General features: G+C 75.5%; 17 protein-coding genes. 10 read left to right on the top strand and 7 right to left on the bottom strand.

Going from position 1 to position 19,156, the window contains the following annotated elements; genetic code table 11:
* Positions 1 to 25: 25 nt before the first annotated feature.
* Positions 26 to 448 carry a DUF4345 domain-containing protein gene (locus ACFVGO_RS22785; RefSeq protein WP_380633669.1) on the top strand — a complete coding sequence of 141 codons (423 nt, stop codon included), beginning with the start codon at positions 26 to 28 and terminating at the stop codon, positions 446 to 448.
* Here the strand turns inward: ACFVGO_RS22785 and ACFVGO_RS22780 are convergent.
* Positions 430 to 2,058, bottom strand: a complete 1,629-nt coding sequence (locus ACFVGO_RS22780) for an FAD-dependent monooxygenase (RefSeq protein WP_380633667.1) — start codon at positions 2,056 to 2,058, stop codon at positions 430 to 432. The genes ACFVGO_RS22785 and ACFVGO_RS22780 overlap by 19 nt on opposite strands.
* Before the next feature lie 102 nt (positions 2,059 to 2,160).
* Here ACFVGO_RS22780 and ACFVGO_RS22775 point away from each other — a divergent pair, with 102 nt between their 5' ends.
* Positions 2,161 to 2,769 (top strand): TetR/AcrR family transcriptional regulator, encoded by a 609-nt coding sequence (locus ACFVGO_RS22775; RefSeq protein WP_380633665.1) that lies wholly within the window; start codon positions 2,161 to 2,163, stop codon positions 2,767 to 2,769.
* A 60-nt stretch (positions 2,770 to 2,829) separates the two neighbouring features.
* Positions 2,830 to 3,372: an MOSC domain-containing protein gene (locus ACFVGO_RS22770; RefSeq protein ID WP_380355564.1), complete on the top strand. Its 543-nt coding sequence runs from the start codon at positions 2,830 to 2,832 to the stop codon at positions 3,370 to 3,372.
* Between the two features lie 183 nt (positions 3,373 to 3,555).
* On the opposite strand, the gene ACFVGO_RS22765 is transcribed toward ACFVGO_RS22770, so the two are convergent.
* Together ACFVGO_RS22765 and ACFVGO_RS22760 are read right to left on the bottom strand one after the other, a co-directional pair.
* Positions 3,556 to 3,837, bottom strand: a complete 282-nt coding sequence (locus ACFVGO_RS22765) for a metal-sensitive transcriptional regulator (RefSeq protein WP_380355567.1) — start codon at positions 3,835 to 3,837, stop codon at positions 3,556 to 3,558.
* Between the two features lie 112 nt (positions 3,838 to 3,949).
* Positions 3,950 to 4,270, bottom strand: a complete 321-nt coding sequence (locus tag ACFVGO_RS22760) for a heavy-metal-associated domain-containing protein (RefSeq protein WP_380633662.1) — start codon at positions 4,268 to 4,270, stop codon at positions 3,950 to 3,952.
* Between the two features lie 309 nt (positions 4,271 to 4,579).
* Between ACFVGO_RS22760 and metF the strand changes: the two genes are divergently transcribed.
* Positions 4,580 to 5,479, top strand: a complete 900-nt coding sequence (gene metF, locus ACFVGO_RS22755; RefSeq protein WP_380633690.1) for a methylenetetrahydrofolate reductase [NAD(P)H] — start codon at positions 4,580 to 4,582, stop codon at positions 5,477 to 5,479.
* Between the two features lie 171 nt (positions 5,480 to 5,650).
* Here the strand turns inward: metF and ACFVGO_RS22750 are convergent, their stop codons facing one another.
* On the bottom strand, positions 5,651 to 7,324 hold the full coding sequence (locus ACFVGO_RS22750; RefSeq protein ID WP_380633660.1) for a serine protease: 1,674 nt from the start codon (positions 7,322 to 7,324) through the stop codon (positions 5,651 to 5,653).
* Between the two features lie 94 nt (positions 7,325 to 7,418).
* Here ACFVGO_RS22750 and ACFVGO_RS22745 point away from each other — a divergent pair, with 94 nt between their 5' ends.
* The 4 genes from ACFVGO_RS22745 to ACFVGO_RS22730 all read left to right on the top strand — a co-directional run bounded on the left by ACFVGO_RS22745 (position 7,419) and on the right by ACFVGO_RS22730 (position 11,996).
* Complete coding sequence (locus ACFVGO_RS22745) at positions 7,419 to 8,066, top strand: RNA polymerase sigma factor (protein ID WP_380633658.1); 648 nt, start codon at positions 7,419 to 7,421, stop codon at positions 8,064 to 8,066.
* Positions 8,063 to 9,271: a CU044_5270 family protein gene (locus tag ACFVGO_RS22740; RefSeq protein ID WP_380633656.1), complete on the top strand. Its 1,209-nt coding sequence runs from the start codon at positions 8,063 to 8,065 to the stop codon at positions 9,269 to 9,271. Before ACFVGO_RS22745 ends, ACFVGO_RS22740 begins: the two co-directional genes overlap by 4 nt.
* A gap of 224 nt (positions 9,272 to 9,495) precedes the next feature.
* Complete coding sequence (locus ACFVGO_RS22735) at positions 9,496 to 11,178, top strand: amidohydrolase (RefSeq protein WP_359897301.1); 1,683 nt, start codon at positions 9,496 to 9,498, stop codon at positions 11,176 to 11,178.
* A gap of 32 nt (positions 11,179 to 11,210) precedes the next feature.
* Complete coding sequence (locus ACFVGO_RS22730) at positions 11,211 to 11,996, top strand: LuxR C-terminal-related transcriptional regulator (protein ID WP_359897298.1); 786 nt, start codon at positions 11,211 to 11,213, stop codon at positions 11,994 to 11,996.
* A 129-nt stretch (positions 11,997 to 12,125) separates the two neighbouring features.
* Here ACFVGO_RS22730 and ACFVGO_RS22725 read toward each other — a convergent pair whose 3' ends face one another.
* Together ACFVGO_RS22725 and ACFVGO_RS22720 are read right to left on the bottom strand one after the other, a co-directional pair.
* Complete coding sequence (locus tag ACFVGO_RS22725; RefSeq protein ID WP_380633654.1) at positions 12,126 to 13,025, bottom strand: hypothetical protein; 900 nt, start codon at positions 13,023 to 13,025, stop codon at positions 12,126 to 12,128.
* A gap of 50 nt (positions 13,026 to 13,075) precedes the next feature.
* Entirely contained in the window at positions 13,076 to 13,390 is a 315-nt protein-coding gene (locus tag ACFVGO_RS22720) for a metal-sensitive transcriptional regulator (RefSeq protein ID WP_359897476.1), read from the bottom strand.
* Between the two features lie 197 nt (positions 13,391 to 13,587).
* On the opposite strand from ACFVGO_RS22720, the gene ACFVGO_RS22715 reads away from it, so the two are divergent.
* Complete coding sequence (locus tag ACFVGO_RS22715) at positions 13,588 to 15,834, top strand: heavy metal translocating P-type ATPase (RefSeq protein ID WP_380633652.1); 2,247 nt, start codon at positions 13,588 to 13,590, stop codon at positions 15,832 to 15,834.
* Between the two features lie 169 nt (positions 15,835 to 16,003).
* On the opposite strand, the gene ACFVGO_RS22710 is transcribed toward ACFVGO_RS22715, so the two are convergent.
* Positions 16,004 to 17,773, bottom strand: coding sequence for a hypothetical protein (locus ACFVGO_RS22710; protein WP_380355095.1), 1,770 nt, complete (start codon positions 17,771 to 17,773; stop codon positions 16,004 to 16,006).
* Positions 17,774 to 18,032: 259 nt separating this feature from the next.
* Here ACFVGO_RS22710 and ACFVGO_RS22705 point away from each other — a divergent pair.
* Positions 18,033 to 19,156: hypothetical protein (locus ACFVGO_RS22705; protein WP_380633649.1), on the top strand; the 1,124-nt coding region annotated here is incomplete at its 3' end.

Raw genomic sequence — 19,156 nt, 5'->3', positions numbered from 1 at the left:
CAGACCTCTGACGGGTGGGTGGGTCATGGCCAAGGCGTTACGGGTGCTCACGTGGACGATGGGGATCGCCTGCGTGGCGATCGGCTTCCTCCACATCCTGCTGGGAAACGACGCGATGCCCGGGATCGCGGACGCCGGTCCGACGGTCGGCAGCTTCGGCCGCTTCATGGGCGCGGTCTTCGCCGGGTACGGCGTCGCCTGGATCCGGGCCGCCCGGCAGGCGCCGGTGCCCGCCGGGACGGTCCGGTGGCTGGCGGCGGTGCTCCTGCTGGGCGGCCTCGCGCGGGTGCTGTCGATCGTGGTGGACGGCCGGCCGCACTGGTTCCAGCTGGTGCTGATGGCGATCGAACTCGGGCTCGCGCCGGTGTACTTGTGGCTCGCCGACGCCGACGCCGACGCCGACGCCGACGAACGGGCCCGGGGCGGGGCTCAGCCCACCGGGGCGTAGTCCGCCAGGTGGGCGGCGAGGGTGGCCCGGTCGACGGTGGCGCCGGTCAGCGAGACGTAGCCGTCCGGGCGGACCAGCACGACGGCGTCGCCGCGGAGCCCGTACGCCCGGGCGACGTGGCCGTCGGGATCGAGCACGGCGGCCCGGCGCAGGCCCGGGAGGGCGGGCGGATCGAACGGGTCCGACGGGTCCGACGGGTCCGACGGGTCGGACGGGACGGACGGGGTGGAGCCGGCGGCCAGGGCCGGGTGCTCGCCGACCGTCAGCAGGGTGAGGCGCGGGCCGCGGAACAGGTCGAAGAGCCGGGTCGGCGTGCCGTCGGCGGTGGTGCAGGGCGCGTCGGGGGCGCGGTCGCCGGCCCGGATGCCGGTGGTGTCGTCGAGGTCGCGGCCGAGCGGCCCGCCCCGGTAGCCGACCGACAGCCCGGTGAAGTCGGCCCCCGCCGCGTTGGACATGGTGCGGAACTGGTCGGTGAGGGCGCGGGCGCCGTCGGCGCTGAACAGCCTGCGGTGCTGGGCGGAGGTGGCGGCCAGGACGGCGGCGGCGACCGGCAGCCGCTCGGCCTGGTAGCTGTCCAGCAGTGCCTCGGGGGCGCCGCGCAGCACGGCGGCCAGCTTCCAGCTCAGGTTGTGCGCGTCCTGGATGCCGGTGTTCATGCCCTGGCCGCCCGCCGCAGAGTGGCAGTGCGCGGCGTCCCCGGCGAGGAACACCCGGCCGTCGCGGTAGCGCTCGACCATCCGGACCGTCGGCCGCCAGACGGTGGACCAGGTCGGCTCGTGCAGCCGGACCCCGGGCAGGCCGGCCCGTTCGGCGAACAGCCGGCGGAAGGTCTCCGGGGTCGGGGCCGGCAGCTCGCCGTGCCCGTCCGGTTCGACGAGGACGTGCGCGGCCCAGGTGTCGTCCTCGCGCATCGGGACCAGCACCAGGGCGCCGACCCCCAGTCGGGGGTGGTTCCACAGGTGCATGCGGTCGGCGTCCAGGCCGTCCACGTCCAGGGTGGCCATCAGGAAGCGTTCCTCGTCCCAGGTCTCGCCGAGGAAGGGGATGCCGGCCAGTTTGCGGACGGTGCTGCGGCCGCCGTCGCAGCCGACGAGGAAGCGGGCGCCCAGCTGCTCGGTGCGGCCGTCGCGGCGGAGGGTGGCGAGCACGCCGTCCGCGTCCTGGGTGTGGCCGACCAGCTCGGTGCCGGTCTCGACGGTGACGCCGTACCCGGCGAGCCGCTCGCGCAGCACGGCCTCGGTGTGGTGCTGGGCGAGCAGCAGCATGCCGTTGTACGGGCGGTCGGGGGTCGGGCGGTTGGTGGGCGCCGGGTCGACCTCCCCGACGATCCGGTCGCCCTCGTAGGTGCGGACCTTGAGGTTGAGCGTGCCCCGGTCGAGGATCGCGTCCGCGACGCCGAGGTCGTGGAAGACCTCCAGCGTGCGCGGGGTGATCCCCTTGCCGCGCACGCCCCGGTCGCGGAAGCCCGGCTCCCGCTCGACGACGCGGCAGGAGACCCCGGCGCGGGCCAGGCCGACGGCGAGCGCGAGGCCCACCGGGCCGGCGCCGACCACCAGGACCTCGGTCGCACGGTCGGGGTGGGCGGGGCGAGTGCTGTGAACGGTGTGCATGACGGATCCCCCTCGGCCGTCCGGCCATAAGATACGGCGCGTTTCCTGCTTCCGACTGTAGACTCGGGCCCACAAGAAACGCAACGTATCTACGAGGGGTGGGTGCGGAAACCCGTGGAGCAGGGCAAGCCGGTGCGGCGGCGCGGCGACGAACTGGAACGGGCGATCCTGGACGCCGTCTGGGGCGAACTCGTCGAGCACGGCTACGACCGGCTCACCATGGACGGCGTCGCCGCCCGTGCCCGGACCAGCAAACCGGTGCTCTACCGACGCTGGCCGAACCGCCCCGCCCTGGTCATCGCCGCCCTCGGCCGCAACGCCCCGGACTTCCAGGAACCGCCGGACACCGGCGAGTTGCGCACCGACTTGCTGCTCTTCATGCGCAGCCTGCTGCACCGCTTCGACGACCTGCCGGGCGAGGCCGTGCACGCCTTCCTGGTCGACCTGCTCCGCGACCCGGAACTCCGGGCCCGCTTCACCGGCTCGCTGACCTCCGGCGGCCCGGTGAACACCCTGGAGACGATGCTGCGCAGAGCCGCCGGCCGGGGCGAGATCAACCCCGACCGGATCACCCCGAGGGTCGTCTCGCTCCCGCTCGACCTGCTGCGCGACGCCTTCCTGACGGGCGGGACGGTGGCGCCGGACCGGGTGGTGGAGGAGATCCTGGACGAGGTCGTGCTGCCGCTGCTGCGGGCACCCTCGGAGGGTTGACCGCGCGGTGGCCGTGCCTCAGCGTCGATCGAACGAACATCCGCGAAGGGAGTCCGGAACATGAGCGGCACCGTGGTGGCGGTCAGCAGCAACGCCGAGTACTCGTTCACCAAGCCGAACCGGGACGGCATCACGCTGCTCGCCGGACTCGGCGTCGAGGGCGACGTGCACGCCGGGGTGACGGTCAGGCACCGCTCCCGCGTCGCCCAGGACCCGACCCTGCCCAACCTGCGCCAGGTCCACCTGATCCACCGCGAACTGCTCGCCGAACTCGGCGAGTCGGGCTTCGACGTGGCACCGGGCGCGCTCGGCGAGAACATCACCACCGAGGGCGTGGACCTGCTCGGCCTGCCGGTCGGCGCCGTGCTGCGGATCGGCCCGGAGGCGGCGGTGGAGATCACCGGCCTGCGCAACCCGTGCGCCCAGATCGACGCCTACCGGCCCGGCCTGCTCAAGCAGGTCGTCGGCCGCGCCGAGGACGGCACGATCGTGCGCCGCGCCGGAATCATGGGCATCGTCCGCACCGGCGGCCCGGTCCGGCCCGGCGACACCGTCGCGGTCGAGCTGCCCGACGGCCCGCACCGCCCGCTCGACCGGGTCTGAGGGCGTCGGGGTGTCGGGGCGTCGGGGTGTCGGGGCGTCATCGATCGACGACCCGGTTGATCCCCCAAGTCGGCACCTCCACAAGCCGGATGGCCGTCGAGCATACCCCCACCCCGTAACGGCGCCGGCTCCCGGCGCGTGAGCGGCCGGGAGCCGGGGTGGAGCCTGCGTCGCTGACGAAGGTCAGGACCTGACCAGACGGGCGATGGCCTGATTGGCCTCGCGGATCTTGGTGCCCGCCTCCTGGCCGCCCTCGGCGATGGCGTCCCGGACGCAGCATTCGATGTGCTCGTCGAGGAGTTGGAGGGCGAAGGACTGGAGGGCGCGACTGGCGGCGGAGACCTGGGTCAGGACATCGATGCAGTAGGTGTCCTGCTCGACCATGCGCTGAAGACCACGGATCTGGCCCTCGATGCGGCGGAGCCGCTTGAGGAAGTCGTCCTTGTGGGAGCTGTAGCTGGCCATGGCCGTCTCCGGTTCCTGTGCGGTGAGGCGTGCCCACACTCTACCGGCGGCGCGGTAGGGGGAGTCGGCCCGGACGGGCGGGGTGGTGCCCGCCCGGGCCGACGTCCGCGGGTCAGCCCTCGACGAGGCCGACCAGCTCGTAGCCGGCCTCGTCGACGGCGGCGGCCACCTCGGAGTCGGCGAGCGACCGGGTGCTGCCGACGGTGACCGTGCCGGTGGCGAGGTCCACGGCGACGTCGTCGACGCCGTCGAGCTTCTTCAACTCGGCGGTCACCGAGGTGACGCAGTGGCCGCAGGTCATGCCCTTCACCTGGAAGACCGAGGTCCGGGCGGACTCGGCGGCCGGGGCCGCGCCGGCACCGGTGCCGCACGAGCCGCAGCAGGAGGAGGTCTCGGTGGCGGCGGACTCGACGGTGACGGTGGTCTCGCTCATGGGTGTGCTCCTGTCGTGGATGTCCGGCGCCGGCCGGGCTGTCCGGGCGGCTGCTTCGCTGGTGAACATACCATACCCCCCTAGGGTAATGAAGAGGGTTCGCCGCGGCGCCTCCCGTCCGGCCGGCGCAGTGCTGTCCGGCGCGGCGCGGGCGTCAACACGGCGCTGTGACAGTCCTGTTGCGGGTGCCCGGGCAAGGTGGGGGAGCTGCCCCGCATCCCCGGACGACCGACACCACCACCAGAGGTGAACCCCATGGACCAGAGCACCCGGCCCGCCGCCCCGCGCGGCCTGCGCGGCCTGCGCGGCCTGCGCGGCCTGCGCGAGATCCTCGCGGCCGGCGAGCGGACCTACTCCTTCGAGTTCTTCCCCGCCAAGGACGAGGCCGGTGAACGCGCCCTGTGGGCGGCGATCCGGCGGGTGGAGGCGGTCGCGCCGACCTTCGTCTCGGTCACCTACGGCGCCGGCGGCTCCTCGCGCGACCGCACCATCGGCACCACCGAGCTGATCGCCGCGCAGACCACCCTGCGCCCGGTGGCCCACCTGACCGCCGTCGGCCACTCCACCGCCGAACTCCAGGCCGTCCTGCGGCGCTACGCGGACGCCGGCATCCGCGACGTCCTCGCCCTGCGCGGCGACCCGCCGGGCAACCCCAACGGCGCCTGGCAGCCGCACCCGCAGGGCCTGCGGTACGCGGCCGAGCTGGTCCAACTGGTCAAGGACTGCGGCGCGTTCACCGTCGGCGTGGCCGCCTTCCCGGAACGCCACCCGCGCTCGGCGGACTGGGACGGCGACATCCGGCACTTCGTCGCCAAGTGCCGCGCCGGCGCCGACTACGCCGTCACCCAGATGTTCTTCGAGGTCGAGCACTACCTGCGGCTGCGCGACCGGCTGGCCGCGGCGGGCTGCGACACCCCGGTCATCCCCGAGATCATGCCCGCCACCGACGTGCGCCAGATCAGCCGCTTCGCCGAGCTCAGCGGCGCGTCCTTCCCGGCCGGCCTGGCGCGGCGACTGGAAGCGGCCCGCGGCGACCGCGCGGCGGCCCACCGCATCGGCGTCGACCACGCCACCCGGATGGCCGAGCGCCTCCTCCGCGAGGGAGCCCCCGGCCTGCACTACATCACCCTGAACCGCTCCACCGCCGCACTGGAGATCCACCGCAACCTCGACCCGACGGCCCGCCCCCTGACCGCCACCCCCGCCTGACCCCGAACTCCCCCCGCAGATCCGTTCCGCGAGGCCGGCGGGCGCGGGGAGCCCCTTGCCGTTGGCGGTCATGGGCGGCCGGGCCGGTGAGAACCGGCCCGGCCACCCCGCTGGACTCCACCCGTGCGAGGCCGGGACTTCCGGTGGGCGGCCGTCAGGTGTGGGCGGGGGTCACCGGGTGCGGTAGGCGTCGGAGATGGTCTGGTCGAGGGTGTTGCCGTCGGCGTCGGTGAGTTCGGCGCGCAGGGAGACGGCGGTGCCTGCCGGCGGGTTCTGGACGGTGACGGCGCCGGCCTCGACCGGGAGGCGGGTCCACGAGGCGCCGCCGTCGGTGGAGGCCGAGACGGTCAGGGAGCGGGCGCGGCCGTCCGCGGCGGCGCCCTGCACGGTGATCGGGACGCGCAGCGGGCTGCCGGCCGTCGCGGTGCCGGCCGGGGTGAGCTCGGGCGAGAACCGTACGACGCTCACCGGGAGGGCGGTCGGCCCGGTGGTGGCGGCCGAGGTGAAGGTCCAGGACGCGTTGACGCGGGTGGTCGCGCCGGCCGCGGCCTTGCGGGTCGCGGTGGCGGCCAGGCGGTACGAGGCCTTGTCCGGGGTCACGGTGAACTCGCCGCGTCCCGCCGCGCCGGACGCGGCGCCGACCAGCACGCCGTCGCGGTACAGCGAGGTGTGGGCGGTGTCGAACGACGGGGTCCACGGCGCGTGGCCGTCGCCGTCGGCGAGCAGCGGGACGTCGGCGGTGATCCGGTCGCCGTCGCGGGAGACGGCGGGCCGGTCGGTGAGTGCGGGGCCGAAGACGGGGCCGTCGAAGGTGTGGGTGGTCGTGGTGCCGGCCCGGACGGCGAGGCGGTCGGCGGTGTAGTGGTTCGGCCTGCTGCCGTCGGCGCGGGGGACGGTGACGCCGATGTCCCAGGTGCCGCGCTCGGGTGCGACGAGGAAGGTGGCGGTGCCGGGGGTGGCGATGCTCCGGGACTCGCCGATGCTCGCCCCGTCGGTCGGCTGGAGGCTGACGAGTGCGGTGCCGGCGCCGCCCGGTCCGGCGGCACCGCGGATGTTCACGGTGGCCAGTTCCCGCGCGGAGTAGCGCTTGCTGAGCCCGGTCAGCGCGCGGGTGCCGGAGAAGGTCCTGCCGAGCAGGTAGCCGCGGGTGCCGGTCTCCCAGTTGACGTCGAACCACTGCTTCACCTCCCCGGCCCCGGTCTCCGGCCCGAGGTGGGCGACGCGCAGGTTCGGCGACCCGTTGGCGACGTTGACGGTCCGGGTGGCACCCTCGTGGGTGACCTCGACGAACATCCCACTGTGCCGGAAGCGCGCGGTGTCGTCCGGCGGCCGGACGTCGACGAGGGCGGTGGTCCGCGCGTCGACGGTGACGGTGGTGTCGTGGTCGAGGTCGAGGCGCGGCTGGACGATCCAGTCCGTCCAGATCGTTCCGCCCGGCTCCAGGCCCGAGGTCAGATTGCTGTCCAGCAGGTACCGGCCCTTGGGCAGCCGCACGGTGGTGGTGCCGGAGGGGGCGTCCAGTTGGACCGAGGTGTCGGCGCCGGGGCCGGAGATCCCGGTGACGCTGGTCCGGTACGGCGCGGTCGCGCGGCCGGCGCGGTCCAGGTGCTTGACGGTGAGGGTGTACGTCTCCGGCTCCGCGGCGAAGGCCGTGCCGGTGAGGGCCGTGCCGCCGAAGGCGGGGGTCGAGGTGCCGACCAGGGCGACGGCGACGGCCAGGGCCCGGAGGGCGTTCCGGCGGGAAACGGAACGGGAGGCGGAGCGGGAGGCGGAGCGGGCGGCGGAGCGAGGGACGGAACGAGCGACGGAGCGGCGTGCGGAACGGGGAGCGGAGGTTGCGGTCATGTCCTGTACTGCTCGGACGGACGGGGGAGTTCCTGTGACGCACGTCACCGGAACCCGGGCGCCGGACCGGGCAGGGCAGAGTGTGGAAGCACTCATGAGAACGCGTCTTCGTCGCGGCGACCCGGACGTCCTGGGCGAGCTGTACGACGAGCACGCCCAGGTGTTGTACCGCTACGCCCTGCGCGTGACGGGCGACTGGGCGGAGGCCGAGGACGTCGTCTCGACGACCTTCCTGGAGGCGTGGCGAGGCCGGGAGCGGCTGCACCCCGACGGCGACGGGCTGCGCCCGTGGCTGCTGGGGATCGCGACCAACGTCATGCGCCGCAATGCCCGTGCCCGTCGGCGCCGTGACCTCGCGCTCGCCCGGATCCCGGAGCGCGGTTCGGTCCCGGACTTCGCCGACGACCTGGTCGCGCACCTCGCGGACGTGGAGCAGTTGCGTGCCGCCCGCCGGGCGCTCGCCCGGCTCCGGCGCCGCGACCGGGAGGTCTTCACCCTCGTGGTGTGGGCCGGACTGGACTACGCGAGCGCGGCCGAGGCGCTCGGCACGCCGGTCGGCACGGTCCGTTCGCGACTGTCCCGGGCCCGCGCCCGACTGCGCGAACTCACCGAGGCCGAGGCCCGTGCCGAGGCCAGAGCCGCGGCCAGGGCGCACGCCAGGGCCCGTGCCGCCGCCCCCGCCCTGCCCGTACCGGGCCGCCTCCCCGCGCTCCGGCCGTCGACCCAGGAGAGCCACGGATGAACGCCACCCCATGGCGCGGTAGGCCGCGCCCGTCGTCCGGGGAGCCCGGGGAACCTGAGGAGCCCAGGGAGCCCGAGGAGTCGGGGGGACCCGGGAGATCGGACGCGTCCGAGGAGTCCGGGCGCCGCGAGCTCGCCGAGCTGCTGCCGCCGCCGGCGGTGCCCGGCCTGGGCGCGGATCGTCAACTGCTGCTGAGGGAACAGGTGTTGCGCCGGGCCGCCGCATCCGCGGAGCCGCCGGGCCGCCGCTCCGCCCCACGGGCCCCGTTCCGGCGTCCGGCAAGGTTCCGGATCGCGGTGCCGGCGCTGGCCTGCGCGCTCGCGGTCGCCGGTGTCCTGGCGGTGGACCTCGGGGGCGCGGGGACGGCCGGGCGCGACCGCACGGTGGCGCAGGGCGGTGCCGCCGTCACCTCCGAAGCGGCTCGGCTCCTCGACCGGATCGCGCTCGCCGCCGCGGCGGGGCCGGAGCAGCCGACGGTCGGCGCCGACCGGTTCGTCTTCATCGAGAGCAGGGTGGCCTACGCCGCGCAGAGTGCGGCGGGCGGTCCCGTGGCGCTGGCTCCCGCGCACACCCGGCAGGTCTGGCTGTCCGCCGACGGCAGCCGTCCCGGCCTGCTGCGCGAGGAGGGCGGGCCCGACACCCGGCTCGGCGAGGACGGGCCGGTCCTCCTCCTCGACCGGCCGGGGGCGTCGCCGCGGCCCGACGCCTCGCGCGGGAGCGGCCCGTCGATCGGCGAACCGACCCACGCGTACGTCGCCTCCCTGCCCACCGACCCGGACGCCCTGCTGAGGCTGATCCGGGAACAGACCGGCGGTGCGGGCCAGGCCGGTGCGGGCCGGGGCGGCGCCGGCCAGGACCCGGACCAGCGGGCCTTCGCGGCGATCGGCAACCTGCTGGCCGAGACCTGGGCGCCGCCGCGGGTCAGTGCCTCGCTCTACCGGGCCGCCGAGCGGATCCCCGGGGTCACCGTGGTCCCGTCGGCCGGGGACGCCGCCGGCCGGGAGGGCGTCGCCGTGGCCCGTACGGCGCACGGGCGGCAGACGCAGTGGGTCTTCGACCGGACCACGTACGCGTTCCTCGGCGAGCGCACGGTCCTCAGCGAGGCCGGCGAGGCGGGGCCGGCGGGGACGGTGGTCGGCACGTCCGCGGTCCTCGTCAAGGGGGCGGTCGACCGTGTCGGCGAACTCCCGCGGGCGGCAGGCTGATCCGGGCCGCCGCCGCACGGACCGCCGCACTGACCGCCGTACTGGCCCCGCCCTCCTCGCCGGGCCCGTCCACCTCGCCGGGCCCGCGCGCATCGGTGGGATGACCGATGTGCGGGCGGCGGGGGCGCGGCCATAGTCCTGGCAGGAGCGTGCGCGGGTGGCCGCGGTGCGCCCGGTTCCCGAAAGGACGTCCTGTGGACACGTGTGCGGCGTATGCGGATCTGGTGTTTCTCGGCGGGCGGGTGGTCACGGTCGACGCGGACTTCTCCGTCGCCTCGGCCCTGGCGGTGACCGGTGCGGTCATCAGCGCCGTCGGCGGAAAGGACGACGTCGCGCCGCTGATCGGGCCCCGCACCCGGGTCGTCGACCTTCGGGGGGCGACGCTGCTTCCCGGCATCAACGACTCCCACCTGCACGGATGCGCCTTCGGCATGGCGACGCCGCCGCTCTCCCTCGACCTCGGCCACCCCGCGGTGTCCTCGCTCGGGGACGTGGCCGAGGCGGTGCGGGAGGCCGTCGGACGCACCCCGGCCGGGCAGTGGGCCACCGGGCACGGCTGGGACACCGGGTACCTCGACGAGTGCCTCCTGGATCCTTCGCGGCAGCCCTCGCGGCACGACCTCGACGCCGTGAGCCCGGACCACCCCGTCGTGCTGTACTCCTTCTCCGGACACGCCACCTGGGTCAACTCCAAGGCCCTGGAGCTCATCGGGATCGACCGGAACACCGTCGCCCCGCCCGGCGGGGCCATCGTGGTGGACGGGGCGGGAGAGCCCACCGGGCTGCTCCACGAGGGGGCCCAGGCCCTCGTCCGGAACGCGCTGCCGCCGCTCGGCCGGCAGGAGCGGACCGCCGCGATCAGGACGACCCTCACCACCCTCGCCCGGCTCGGCGTGACCAGCTACACGGAGCCCGGGCTCGGCCCCGGCGGCGAGGGCATCATGAGGGGCGCGCTCGGCGAGGAGACCCTCGACGTGTACCGCCGGCTGCTGGCCGACGGCGAACTGACCGCCCGCGTCGGCGTCCTGCTGCTGCCCACCGGCATGGCGAGCACCACCGAGGAGTTCGCCCGCGGCCTCGCCGCCCTCGGTGGGCCCGGCGACACGGACCCGCGCCGCCTCGCGGTCCACGGGGTCAAGGTCTTCGCCGACGGCATCGTCCCCAACAGGACGGCCTGGATGCACGAGCCGTACGTCGGCGGCGGCTGCGGCTCCCTGTGCGTCGGCGGCGACACCGACACCGAGCGGACCGCCGGGATCGGGGCCATGATCCGGCTCGCCCACACCGCCGGGCACCAGCTGGGCGTCCACGTCACCGGCGACCGGGCCATCGACACCGTCGCGGACGCCTTCGCCGCGGCCGTGGCCGAGCACCCGCGGCCCGACGCCCGCCACTACGTCATCCATGGCGACTTCCTCACCGCGCACAGCATGGAGGTGCTGGCCGCGCACGGCTTCGGCGTCAACATGAACCCCACCATCAAGTGGACCGTCGCCGACATGGAGGAGGAACTCGTCGGCGCCGAGCGGGCCGCGTACGCCTGGCCCTACCGCGACGCCGTCGACGCCGGTGTGCGGGTCACGAGCGGATCCGACGCGCCCGTCACCCACCCGGACTGGCGCCAGGGCGTCGCCACCATGATGCTGCGCGAGTCCAAGGCCGCCGGCCGGGTCAGCGGCCCCGAGCAGCGCATCGGGCTGGCCGAGGCGCTGCGCACCTACACGATCGACCCGGCCTGGCAGGACTTCGCCGACGACTGGAAGGGCTCCCTGGAGCCGGGCAAGGCCGCGGACCTGTGCGTGCTCGACGGGGACCTGCTCGCCGCCGATCCCCGCGACATCCCGACGATGCCCGTCCTCCTCACCGTCATGGACGGGCGGATCGTGCACGACGCCCTGCGCGATTGACGTAACTCCGGGCACATGATCATCCTTGGACGGTGGCGGCGGAGCGAAGCGGGGCGGAACGGAACGGGACGGACATCCTGGACGCGGCCGTCCGGGTCCGCGAGGCCGCCAGGGGTGCCGCGGCCGGTACGACCGGCCTCGACGCGGTCCTGGCGGCACTGTCGGAGGTGATGGAGTACGACCACGCCTCCCTGGCCCGGTGGGATCCGCTGCGCGGGCACCACACCACCCTGGCCGGGAGCTACCCGGACGACGCCACCGCGTACATCGAGACCCGCCTGCACCGCGATCCGGTGTTCCCCGTGCTCCGCAGTCCGGCCCGGGGCGGCCTGTGGCTCGGGGACGTCCCCGGGCGGCTCCTCGCGGCCTCACCGGGCTTCCGGGAGGTGCTGCGCCCCCTCGGCATCGAGGACGGCGTGGCCCAGTGCCTGTTCGCCGTCGACGGCCGGTACGTCGGGATGCTGAACGTGAGCACCCGTCGGCCGCGGCGCGCGCCCGATCCCGCCCGGGCCGTGGTCACTCTGCTCAGCGAGGCGCTCGCCGCGGCCGTCGCCCCCCGGGCGGGCTCGCGGCCCGAGGGCGCGACCGCGGCCGTCCCGCCCGCGTCGGCCCGGCCCGGCGGACTCTCGCCCCGGGAGCTCCAGGTCCTGGCCGAACTGACGGCCGGCCGCACCAACCGGGAGATCGCCGAGCGGTTGTACATCACGCCGCGCACGGTGGGGACCCACATCGAGCACATCCTCGCCAAGCTCGACCTCCCCAACCGCGCGGCCGCCGCGGCCCGGGCCGCGGCCTGGGGGATCGGCTGCTCCCGCTGACGCGGACCGGCGGCCCGCGGCCGTACGAGCCGTACGCGTCGTACGAGCGGGGCGGTCGTACGCGTCGTACGCGCCGTCCGGGCGGGGCGGTCGGCGCGGGATCGTCCGGCGCCCCGCGGACGGGCCCGCTCAGTGCTGGTGGTCGGCGGGGGCCGGGGCCCCGGCGGCGCCGTCCGTCGTCACGGTGAAGGCCGCCGTGCGGACGGTGTCCTGGTGCTTGAAGTCCAGGAAGAGGCGGTAGCCGCCGGTGCTCGGGGCGGTGGTGGTGAAGCCGATCTCCGGGCCCGGGGCGCCGGTGTCCGGGTGGACGTGCAGGTAGGCGAGGTCGCCGGCGCGCAGCGCGACGAGGTGGCCGTACGCGCCGAGGTAGGGCTGGAGGTCGGTGACGGGCCTGCCGTCCTTGCTGACGCTCAGGGTCAGCCTGCCGCTGCGCCCGGGCGTGAGGTCGCCGCCCAGGGTGACGGTGTAGCCGTCGACCGTGACGGTCCGTCCGGTCTCCGGCAGCGGGGCGGGCCGCAGGTCGCCCGCGGCGTGCAGGTCGGCGCCGAGGGTGAGTCCCTCGGCGGCGCCGGCCGGGGTGAAGTCCGCGAGGACCCGGTACTCCCCGGCGGCGGGGACGGCGGTGCGGGCGCTCCAGGTGCCGTCGGCGGCCAGGGTCGGGTGCAGGTGCTGGAAGGTCGACAGGTCGCGCGGGGCGACGATCAGGTGCAGGTCCTTCTCGTGCTCCTGCTGGTAGGCGGTGACGGGCTTGCCGTCGCTGCCGAGGATGCGGAAGCGCAGGTCGGTGGGGGAGCCGGCGGTCACGAAAGCGTTGTCGACGCTGAGCGTGTAGCCGCGCTCGGAGATCTGGAGCCCGCCGGGCAGGTGCTCGGCGCCGCCGCCCGACTCCTCGGTGTGCCCCGCGTGCCCGGCCATGGCGGGCCTGGGGGAGGGGCCGCCGCTGCCGGTGGCGTGGCCGACGCCGAGGGCGAGGCCGAAGGCGGCGGCGAGTCCGGCGGCGAAGGCGGTGATGCGCAGCGGGGTGTTCATGACGCGGTTTCTCCTCGTGGCGCGGAGCGAAAGGGGGGTGGGGCGGGCGCTCAGGCCCGCATGAGCCGGGCGATGGCCTGCGTGGCCTCGGCGACCTTGGCGTCCGCCTCGGCGCCGCCGGCCGCGATGGCGTCGTGGACGCAGTGGGCGAGGTGGGAGTCGAGCAGTTGCAGGGCGACCGACTGGAGGGCCTTGGTGGCGGCCGAGACCTGGGTGAGCGTGTCGATGCAGTAGGTGTCGGTGTCGACCATGCGCTGGAGGCCGCGGATCTGGCCCTCGACGCGGCGCAGTCGGCGCAGCAGCCGGTCCTTGTCGTCGTGGTAGCCGGCCATGGGGTCCTCCTCGGGGTTCCGGCGGGGTTCGATGCCTTGAGTGAATACCCCATGGGGGTATCGAGTCAAGCGATCGCCGCCCCGGAAAAATACCTGCCGGGGGTATCGCTCAACCCTTGCGGTCGATACCCCTCGGGGGTATAAATGAACCCGGCACCGCCCGATACCCCTCCTAGGTATGAAGGCCCGGCCGCCGAACGTACCGCACGACGACGTCACGAGGAGCGACGATGACTACCCAGGCACCCGCCTCCGCGGAGGTGGAACTCTCGATCGGCGGAATGACGTGCGCCTCCTGCGCGGCCCGCATCGAGAAGAAGCTCAACCGGATGGACGGGGTCACCGCCAGCGTCAACTACGCCACCGAGAAGGCGAAGGTCTCCTTCGAGGGCGGGGTCGAGGTCGCCGACCTGATCGCCACCGTCGAGGCCACCGGCTACACCGCCGCGCTGCCCGCGCCCCCGGCCGCGGCGGGCGGCGCGGACGCCGAGCGGCCCGGGCCGGCCGACGAACTGGCCCCGCTGCGCCAGCGGCTGTTCACCGCGGTGGCGCTCGCCGTGCCGGTGATCGCGATGGCGATGGTGCCGGCCCTCCAGTTCGACAACTGGCAGTGGCTGTCGCTGACCCTCGCCGCCCCGGTCGTCACCTACGCCGCCTGGCCGTTCCACCGGGCCGCGTTCACCAACGCCCGGCACGGCGCCGCGACCATGGACACCCTGGTCTCGCTCGGCACCCTCGCCGCGTTCCTCTGGTCGCTGTGGGCGCTGTTCCTCGGCGACGCCGGGATGCCGGGCATGCGGCACGGCTTCGAGTTCACCATCGGCCGCAGCGACGGCTCGTCCAACATCTACCTGGAGGCGGCGGCCGGCGTCACCGCCTTCATCCTGGCCGGCCGCTACTTCGAGGCGCGCTCCAAGCGCACCGCCGGGGCCGCGCTCAAGGCGCTGCTGGAACTGGGCGCCAAGGACGTGACGGTGCTGCGCGGCGGAACCGAACTGCGCATCCCGATCGCGGACCTCGCGGTGGGCGACCGCTTCGTGGTCCGGCCGGGCGAGAAGATCGCCACCGACGGTGTGGTGGTCGAGGGCGCCTCGGCCGTGGACGCCTCGATGCTGACCGGCGAGTCCGTCCCGGTCGAGGTCGGGGTCGGGGACGCCGTCACCGGCGCCACCGTCAACGCGGGCGGGCGCCTGGTGGTCGAGGCCACCCGGGTCGGCGCCGACACCCAGCTGTCCCGGATGGCCCGGCTGGTCGAGGACGCGCAGAACGGCAAGGCCGCCGCCCAGCGCCTCGCCGACCGGATCTCCGCGGTCTTCGTGCCGATCGTGATCACCCTCGCGGTGGCCACCCTCGGCTACTGGCTGGGCACCGGCGAGGGCTGGACCGCCGCCTTCACGGCAGCGGTGGCCGTGCTGATCATCGCCTGCCCGTGCGCCCTCGGCCTGGCCACCCCGACCGCCCTGCTGGTCGGCACCGGCCGCGGCGCCCAGCTGGGCGTCCTGATCAAGGGCCCGGAGGTGCTGGAGTCCACCCGCAAGGTCGACACCATCGTCCTGGACAAGACCGGCACCGTCACCACCGGCCAGATGACCCTGCTCGCGGTGCACACCGCCGAGGGCGTGGACCGGGCCGAGGTGCTGCGCCTGGCCGGCGCCCTGGAGCACGCCTCCGAACACCCGATCGCCCGGGCGATCGCCACCGCCGCCGCCAAGGCCGGCGAACTGCCCGCCGTCGAGGGCTTCGAGAACGTCCCGGGCCTGGGCGTCCAGGGCGTGGTGGACGGCCACGCCGTGGTGGCCGGCCGGGAGGCCCTGCTGAACGCGTGGTCGCAGCACCTGCCCGAGACGCTGGCCGAGGCCAAGCGCACCGCCGAGGCGGCCGGCCGCACCGCGATCGCGGTCGGCTGGGACGGCGAGGCACGGGCCGTGCTGGAGGTCGCCGACGCGGTCAAGCCGACCAGCGCCGAGGCGATCGGCAAGCTGCGCGCACTGGGTCTGACCCCGGTGCTGCTCACCGGCGACAACCGGCTGGTCGCCGAGGCCGTGGCGGCCGAGGTCGGCATCGCGCCGGAGCACGTGATCGCCGAGGTCATGCCGCAGGACAAGGTCGACACCGTCAAGCGGCTGCAGGCCGAGGGCAAGATCGTGGCGATGGTCGGCGACGGCGTCAACGACGCCGCCGCGCTCGCCCAGGCCGACCTGGGCCTGGCGATGGGCACCGGCACCGACGCCGCCATCGAGGCCGGCGACCTCACCCTGGTCCGCGGCGACCTGCTGGCCGCGGCGGACGCCATCCGGCTCTCCCGCAAGACCCTGGGCACCATCAAGAGCAACCTGTTCTGGGCCTTCGGCTACAACGTCGCCGCCCTGCCGCTGGCCGCGGCCGGGATGCTCAACCCGATGATCGCGGGGGCCGCGATGGCCTTCTCCTCGGTCTTCGTGGTCGGCAACAGCCTCCGGCTGCGCCGCTTCCGCTGAGCGGCCGCCTCCGCCTCGTCCGCGCTTCCGCGGGGACCCCGCGTCCGTCCGGGCGCCGAGGCGCCGAGGACCCGAGCCACTCCCCACCGCCGGGCCGAGGCCCCGGAACCCCGCAAAGGGTTCTGGGGCCTCGGCGTCGGTCCGGCCGATCGGGCGTCGGTCCGGCCGATCAGTCCTCCGGCAGCCCCACCGCCTGCCAGCGGTACGCCGCGTCCTCCTGCCACACCTGCAACTCGCCCTCCACCACCGCCGCCAGGCACAGCCGCCAGTCGTCGCCCATGGCCAGCGCCACCCGGGTGGCCGGGCGCAGCGTGGGCCGCCACCAGCGCGGCCGACGGGAGGCGCCGCCGGCCGGCAGCCGCAGCCGTACGCCGCCCGCGCCGGCCAGTGCGACGGTCGGGCCGCCGCGGTGGCCCACCATGGCGATGCCGAGCGAGGGCTCGCCGTCGCCGATCTCGGTGCCCGCCCCGGCCGCGCCGAGGGTGTGCAACTGGACCGAGCCGTCCGCCCGCAGGGTGGCGGCCTGCGGTCCGGCGGAGGTGCGGGCCAGCGCCCCGGCGCGCAGCGGACCGGCCGGGCCCACCGGGACGGGCGGCCGCGCGGCGCCGGGCCGCCAGCTCAGCACCCGCTCGCGGTGCTCGACCAGCAGCAGCCAGGCGCCGGGCCGCTCCTCCTCGGCGGCGAGCACCCGGTCGGCCGGGCAGCCGGGGTGTTCCTGCCCGGTCAGGGTGCGGCCGGGGGCCCAGCGGTAGGAGCGCAGTGCGCCGCCGGCCGCCGTCCAGACCGTCATCTCCCCGGTCGAACCGACCCCGCCCGCCAGGCCGTTGACCCCGCGGGCCGCCTCCCACCAGCCGGTCGCCGTACCGACCCACAGGGTGCCGCCGCGGTCCTCGGCGCAGACCACCAGCTCGCCCTGGGGTCCGGCCCAGCCGGCGCTCAACTCCCTTACGGCGGAAAGACCCTGGCCGGCCGGAAGGCGCCGGTCGCGGCTGCCCGGCCCGGCCAGCGCGGTGCCGTCGGCGCCGCCGGTGACCACCAGCGGCCCCCCGGCCGGGTCGGGCAGCACGGCCAGACCCGCGGTGCGCGCCACCGGCCGGTGGCCGCGCAGCAGTTCGCGGCCCCGGGCGGCCCACGGGCCGAGCGGGGAGGGACGGCGGTCCGGCTCGCGGGCCAGCGGCTCGCAGGCCCAGCGCGCCAACTCCTCGCCGTAGCCCGCGGCCAGCAGTTCGGCGCGGGCCTGCTCGGCGGCCAGCCGGTGGTCCAGCCGGCCGTGGTCGGGCAGCAGCAGGGTGCGGGCGAGGGTGCCGACCGCGAACAGGTCCTTGGCGGTGGTCGGGAAGCCGCCCACCTGCTCGGCCTCCGGCGGGACGTGCCCGGGGGTGAACACCGCGACCGTCAGGGTGTGGTCCAGCGGGGCGAGGAAGGTCAGGTCGATCAGCTTGACCTGCCCCTGGCCGTCCACCAGGACGTTGGCGGGGGAGATGTCGCGGTGCACCCAGCGCTTGCGGTGCAGCTCGTCGACGATCCGGCAGAGCCGGGTCAGCACCTCCGCCACCGCCGACGGGCCGCCGCGCTGGCCGCGCGCCCAGGTGTGCAGCGGCGCGCCCTCGACCCAGGGCGAGATCTGGTAGCCCAGCAGTGCCCCGCCGGGCGGGGTTCCGGGCCGGTGCGGGGAGGGGCCGAGCAGGAAGCTGGGCACCACCAGGTCGGTGACGCCCAGCCGGTGCGCGTTGTGCGAGACGTCGTCCCAGCGGCCGAGCCAGCGCCGCACCTCGGTCGGGTCGCGCTCCAGCATGATCTTGGCGGCGACCAGCTCCTTGCGCCCGTTGTGTCCGGTGCGAACCGCCCGCCACACCTCGGCCTCACCGCCCCGGTGGTGGAACTCCAGGAGTTCGTACTGCTCCGGGTCGAACTCCGGCCCGAACCGGAGCCCGGGCACCCAACGCGACTCCGACACACGACCCCCGAAGCTACTGACCGCTGTGGACGCGCTGTTGGCGCGCTGCTGTTGAGCCGCTGCCGTGCTGCCGTTCCGCCGGCGACGCGATGCCCAGGATAGTGCTCTTTCCTGTTCGTCCGTCCGATCGAGGGCCTATTCTGATGGCGCCCGGGCAACATCACGACACGACGTCAACTCATGATCGCCCAAAGGCAGTTGATCATGCGATGGTCGGTGTCCGAACACAGGGGGACGGTGCATGGCACTGATAGCGGTGCTGCTGGTCGTACTGGCGCTGGCCGGTGCGGCCGCCGTCGTCCTGGCCCGCCGCCGACGGACCCTGGACGCCGCGACGGTGACGAAGGCGCTGGCCGCGGCCGCCGAACGGCTCGCCGCCGGCCGGGCCGCCCAGGCCCGCCGCCGCTACGCCCGGCTGGCCCGCCGACTCGCCGACGCCCCCGAGGAACTGCGCCCGCAGCGCGGCCTCGCCCTGCTCGGCCAGGCCGAGGCCACCGCCCCCACCGGCGACCAGCAGGCCACCCTCGCCCTGCACCGCGAGGCCTACCCGCTGCTCGCCGACCCGGCCCGGCAGCTGCCCCGGTGGAGCCTGCGCCGCCTCGCCGAGGAACGGATGCGGGCCCCCGACGGCGACCTCGGCCCGCTGCTCGCCTTCCTCCAGGCCACCGCCGCGGGCGCCGAGCCCGGCGAGGAGGCCGAAGCCGCCGCCCGCACCGTCGACTGGCTGCAGCACCGCTGCCGCGAAGGCGCCCCCGACCAGCGCGAACACGTCACCGCCGCCGCCCTCGCCGCCCTGCCCGGCCGGGACTGGCCCGTGCTCGCCCGGGCCGCCCTGCTGTGCGCCACCGACCGGGCCGCCGACGCCGAGGCCCTGCTCGCCGCCGCCGCCCCCACCGGCAGCGGCGAACTCTGGTTCCGCTGGGGCGCCCAGCTCTACACCCTGCACCGCGACCGACCCGCCGTCACCGCCTTCGACGAGGCCCTGCGCCGCGGCCCCGGCGAACCCTCCCCGTGGGGGCGCGGCCCGGCCCTGCGCACCGACAGCCTGCTCTTCCGCGGCCTGGCCCGCCAGCGCCTCGGCGCCACCGAGGAGGCCTGGGCCGACCTCGCCGCCGCCGCCGGCGAGAGCCCGACCGACCCCCGCCCCCGCTACGCCCTCGGCCGGCTCGCCCTGCTGCTCGGCGCCGACGAACCGGCCCGGGAGCAGTTCACCGCCGCCCTGACCGTCCGGCCCGACTTCGCCCCGGCCCGGTTCGGCCTCGCCCTGGTGCACGAGCGGGCCGAACGCCCCGCCGAGGCCGCCGCCGACTACCGGGCCGGCCTCGGGGGGGGGGGCGAACGGGAGGCCCGACGCAGAGTGAGGTG

It is taken from the genome of Kitasatospora sp. NPDC057738 (assembly GCF_042798815.1).
GTDB classification, from domain to species: Bacteria; Actinomycetota; Actinomycetes; order Streptomycetales; family Streptomycetaceae; genus Kitasatospora; species Kitasatospora lactacystinica.
This window is presented reverse-complemented; position numbering and strand designations above follow the sequence as displayed.

What these genes read in the sequence shown, in the direction of transcription:
- ACFVGO_RS22740 (WP_380633656.1), top strand. Translation starts at nt 8,063, where the DNA reads ATGAACGCCACCCCATGGCGCGGTAGGCCGCGCCCGTCGTCCGGGGAG.
- ACFVGO_RS22750 (WP_380633660.1), bottom strand. Translation starts at nt 7,324, where the DNA reads ATGACCGCAACCTCCGCTCCCCGTTCCGCACGCCGCTCCGTCGCTCGT.
- ACFVGO_RS22765 (WP_380355567.1), bottom strand. Translation starts at nt 3,837, where the DNA reads ATGGCCAGCTACAGCTCCCACAAGGACGACTTCCTCAAGCGGCTCCGC.
- ACFVGO_RS22745 (WP_380633658.1), top strand. Translation starts at nt 7,419, where the DNA reads ATGAGAACGCGTCTTCGTCGCGGCGACCCGGACGTCCTGGGCGAGCTG.
- ACFVGO_RS22780 (WP_380633667.1), bottom strand. Translation starts at nt 2,058, where the DNA reads ATGCACACCGTTCACAGCACTCGCCCCGCCCACCCCGACCGTGCGACC.
- ACFVGO_RS22715 (WP_380633652.1), top strand. Translation starts at nt 13,588, where the DNA reads ATGACTACCCAGGCACCCGCCTCCGCGGAGGTGGAACTCTCGATCGGC.
- ACFVGO_RS22785 (WP_380633669.1), top strand. Translation starts at nt 26, where the DNA reads ATGGCCAAGGCGTTACGGGTGCTCACGTGGACGATGGGGATCGCCTGC.
- ACFVGO_RS22725 (WP_380633654.1), bottom strand. Translation starts at nt 13,025, where the DNA reads ATGAACACCCCGCTGCGCATCACCGCCTTCGCCGCCGGACTCGCCGCC.
- ACFVGO_RS22760 (WP_380633662.1), bottom strand. Translation starts at nt 4,270, where the DNA reads ATGAGCGAGACCACCGTCACCGTCGAGTCCGCCGCCACCGAGACCTCC.
- ACFVGO_RS22770 (WP_380355564.1), top strand. Translation starts at nt 2,830, where the DNA reads ATGAGCGGCACCGTGGTGGCGGTCAGCAGCAACGCCGAGTACTCGTTC.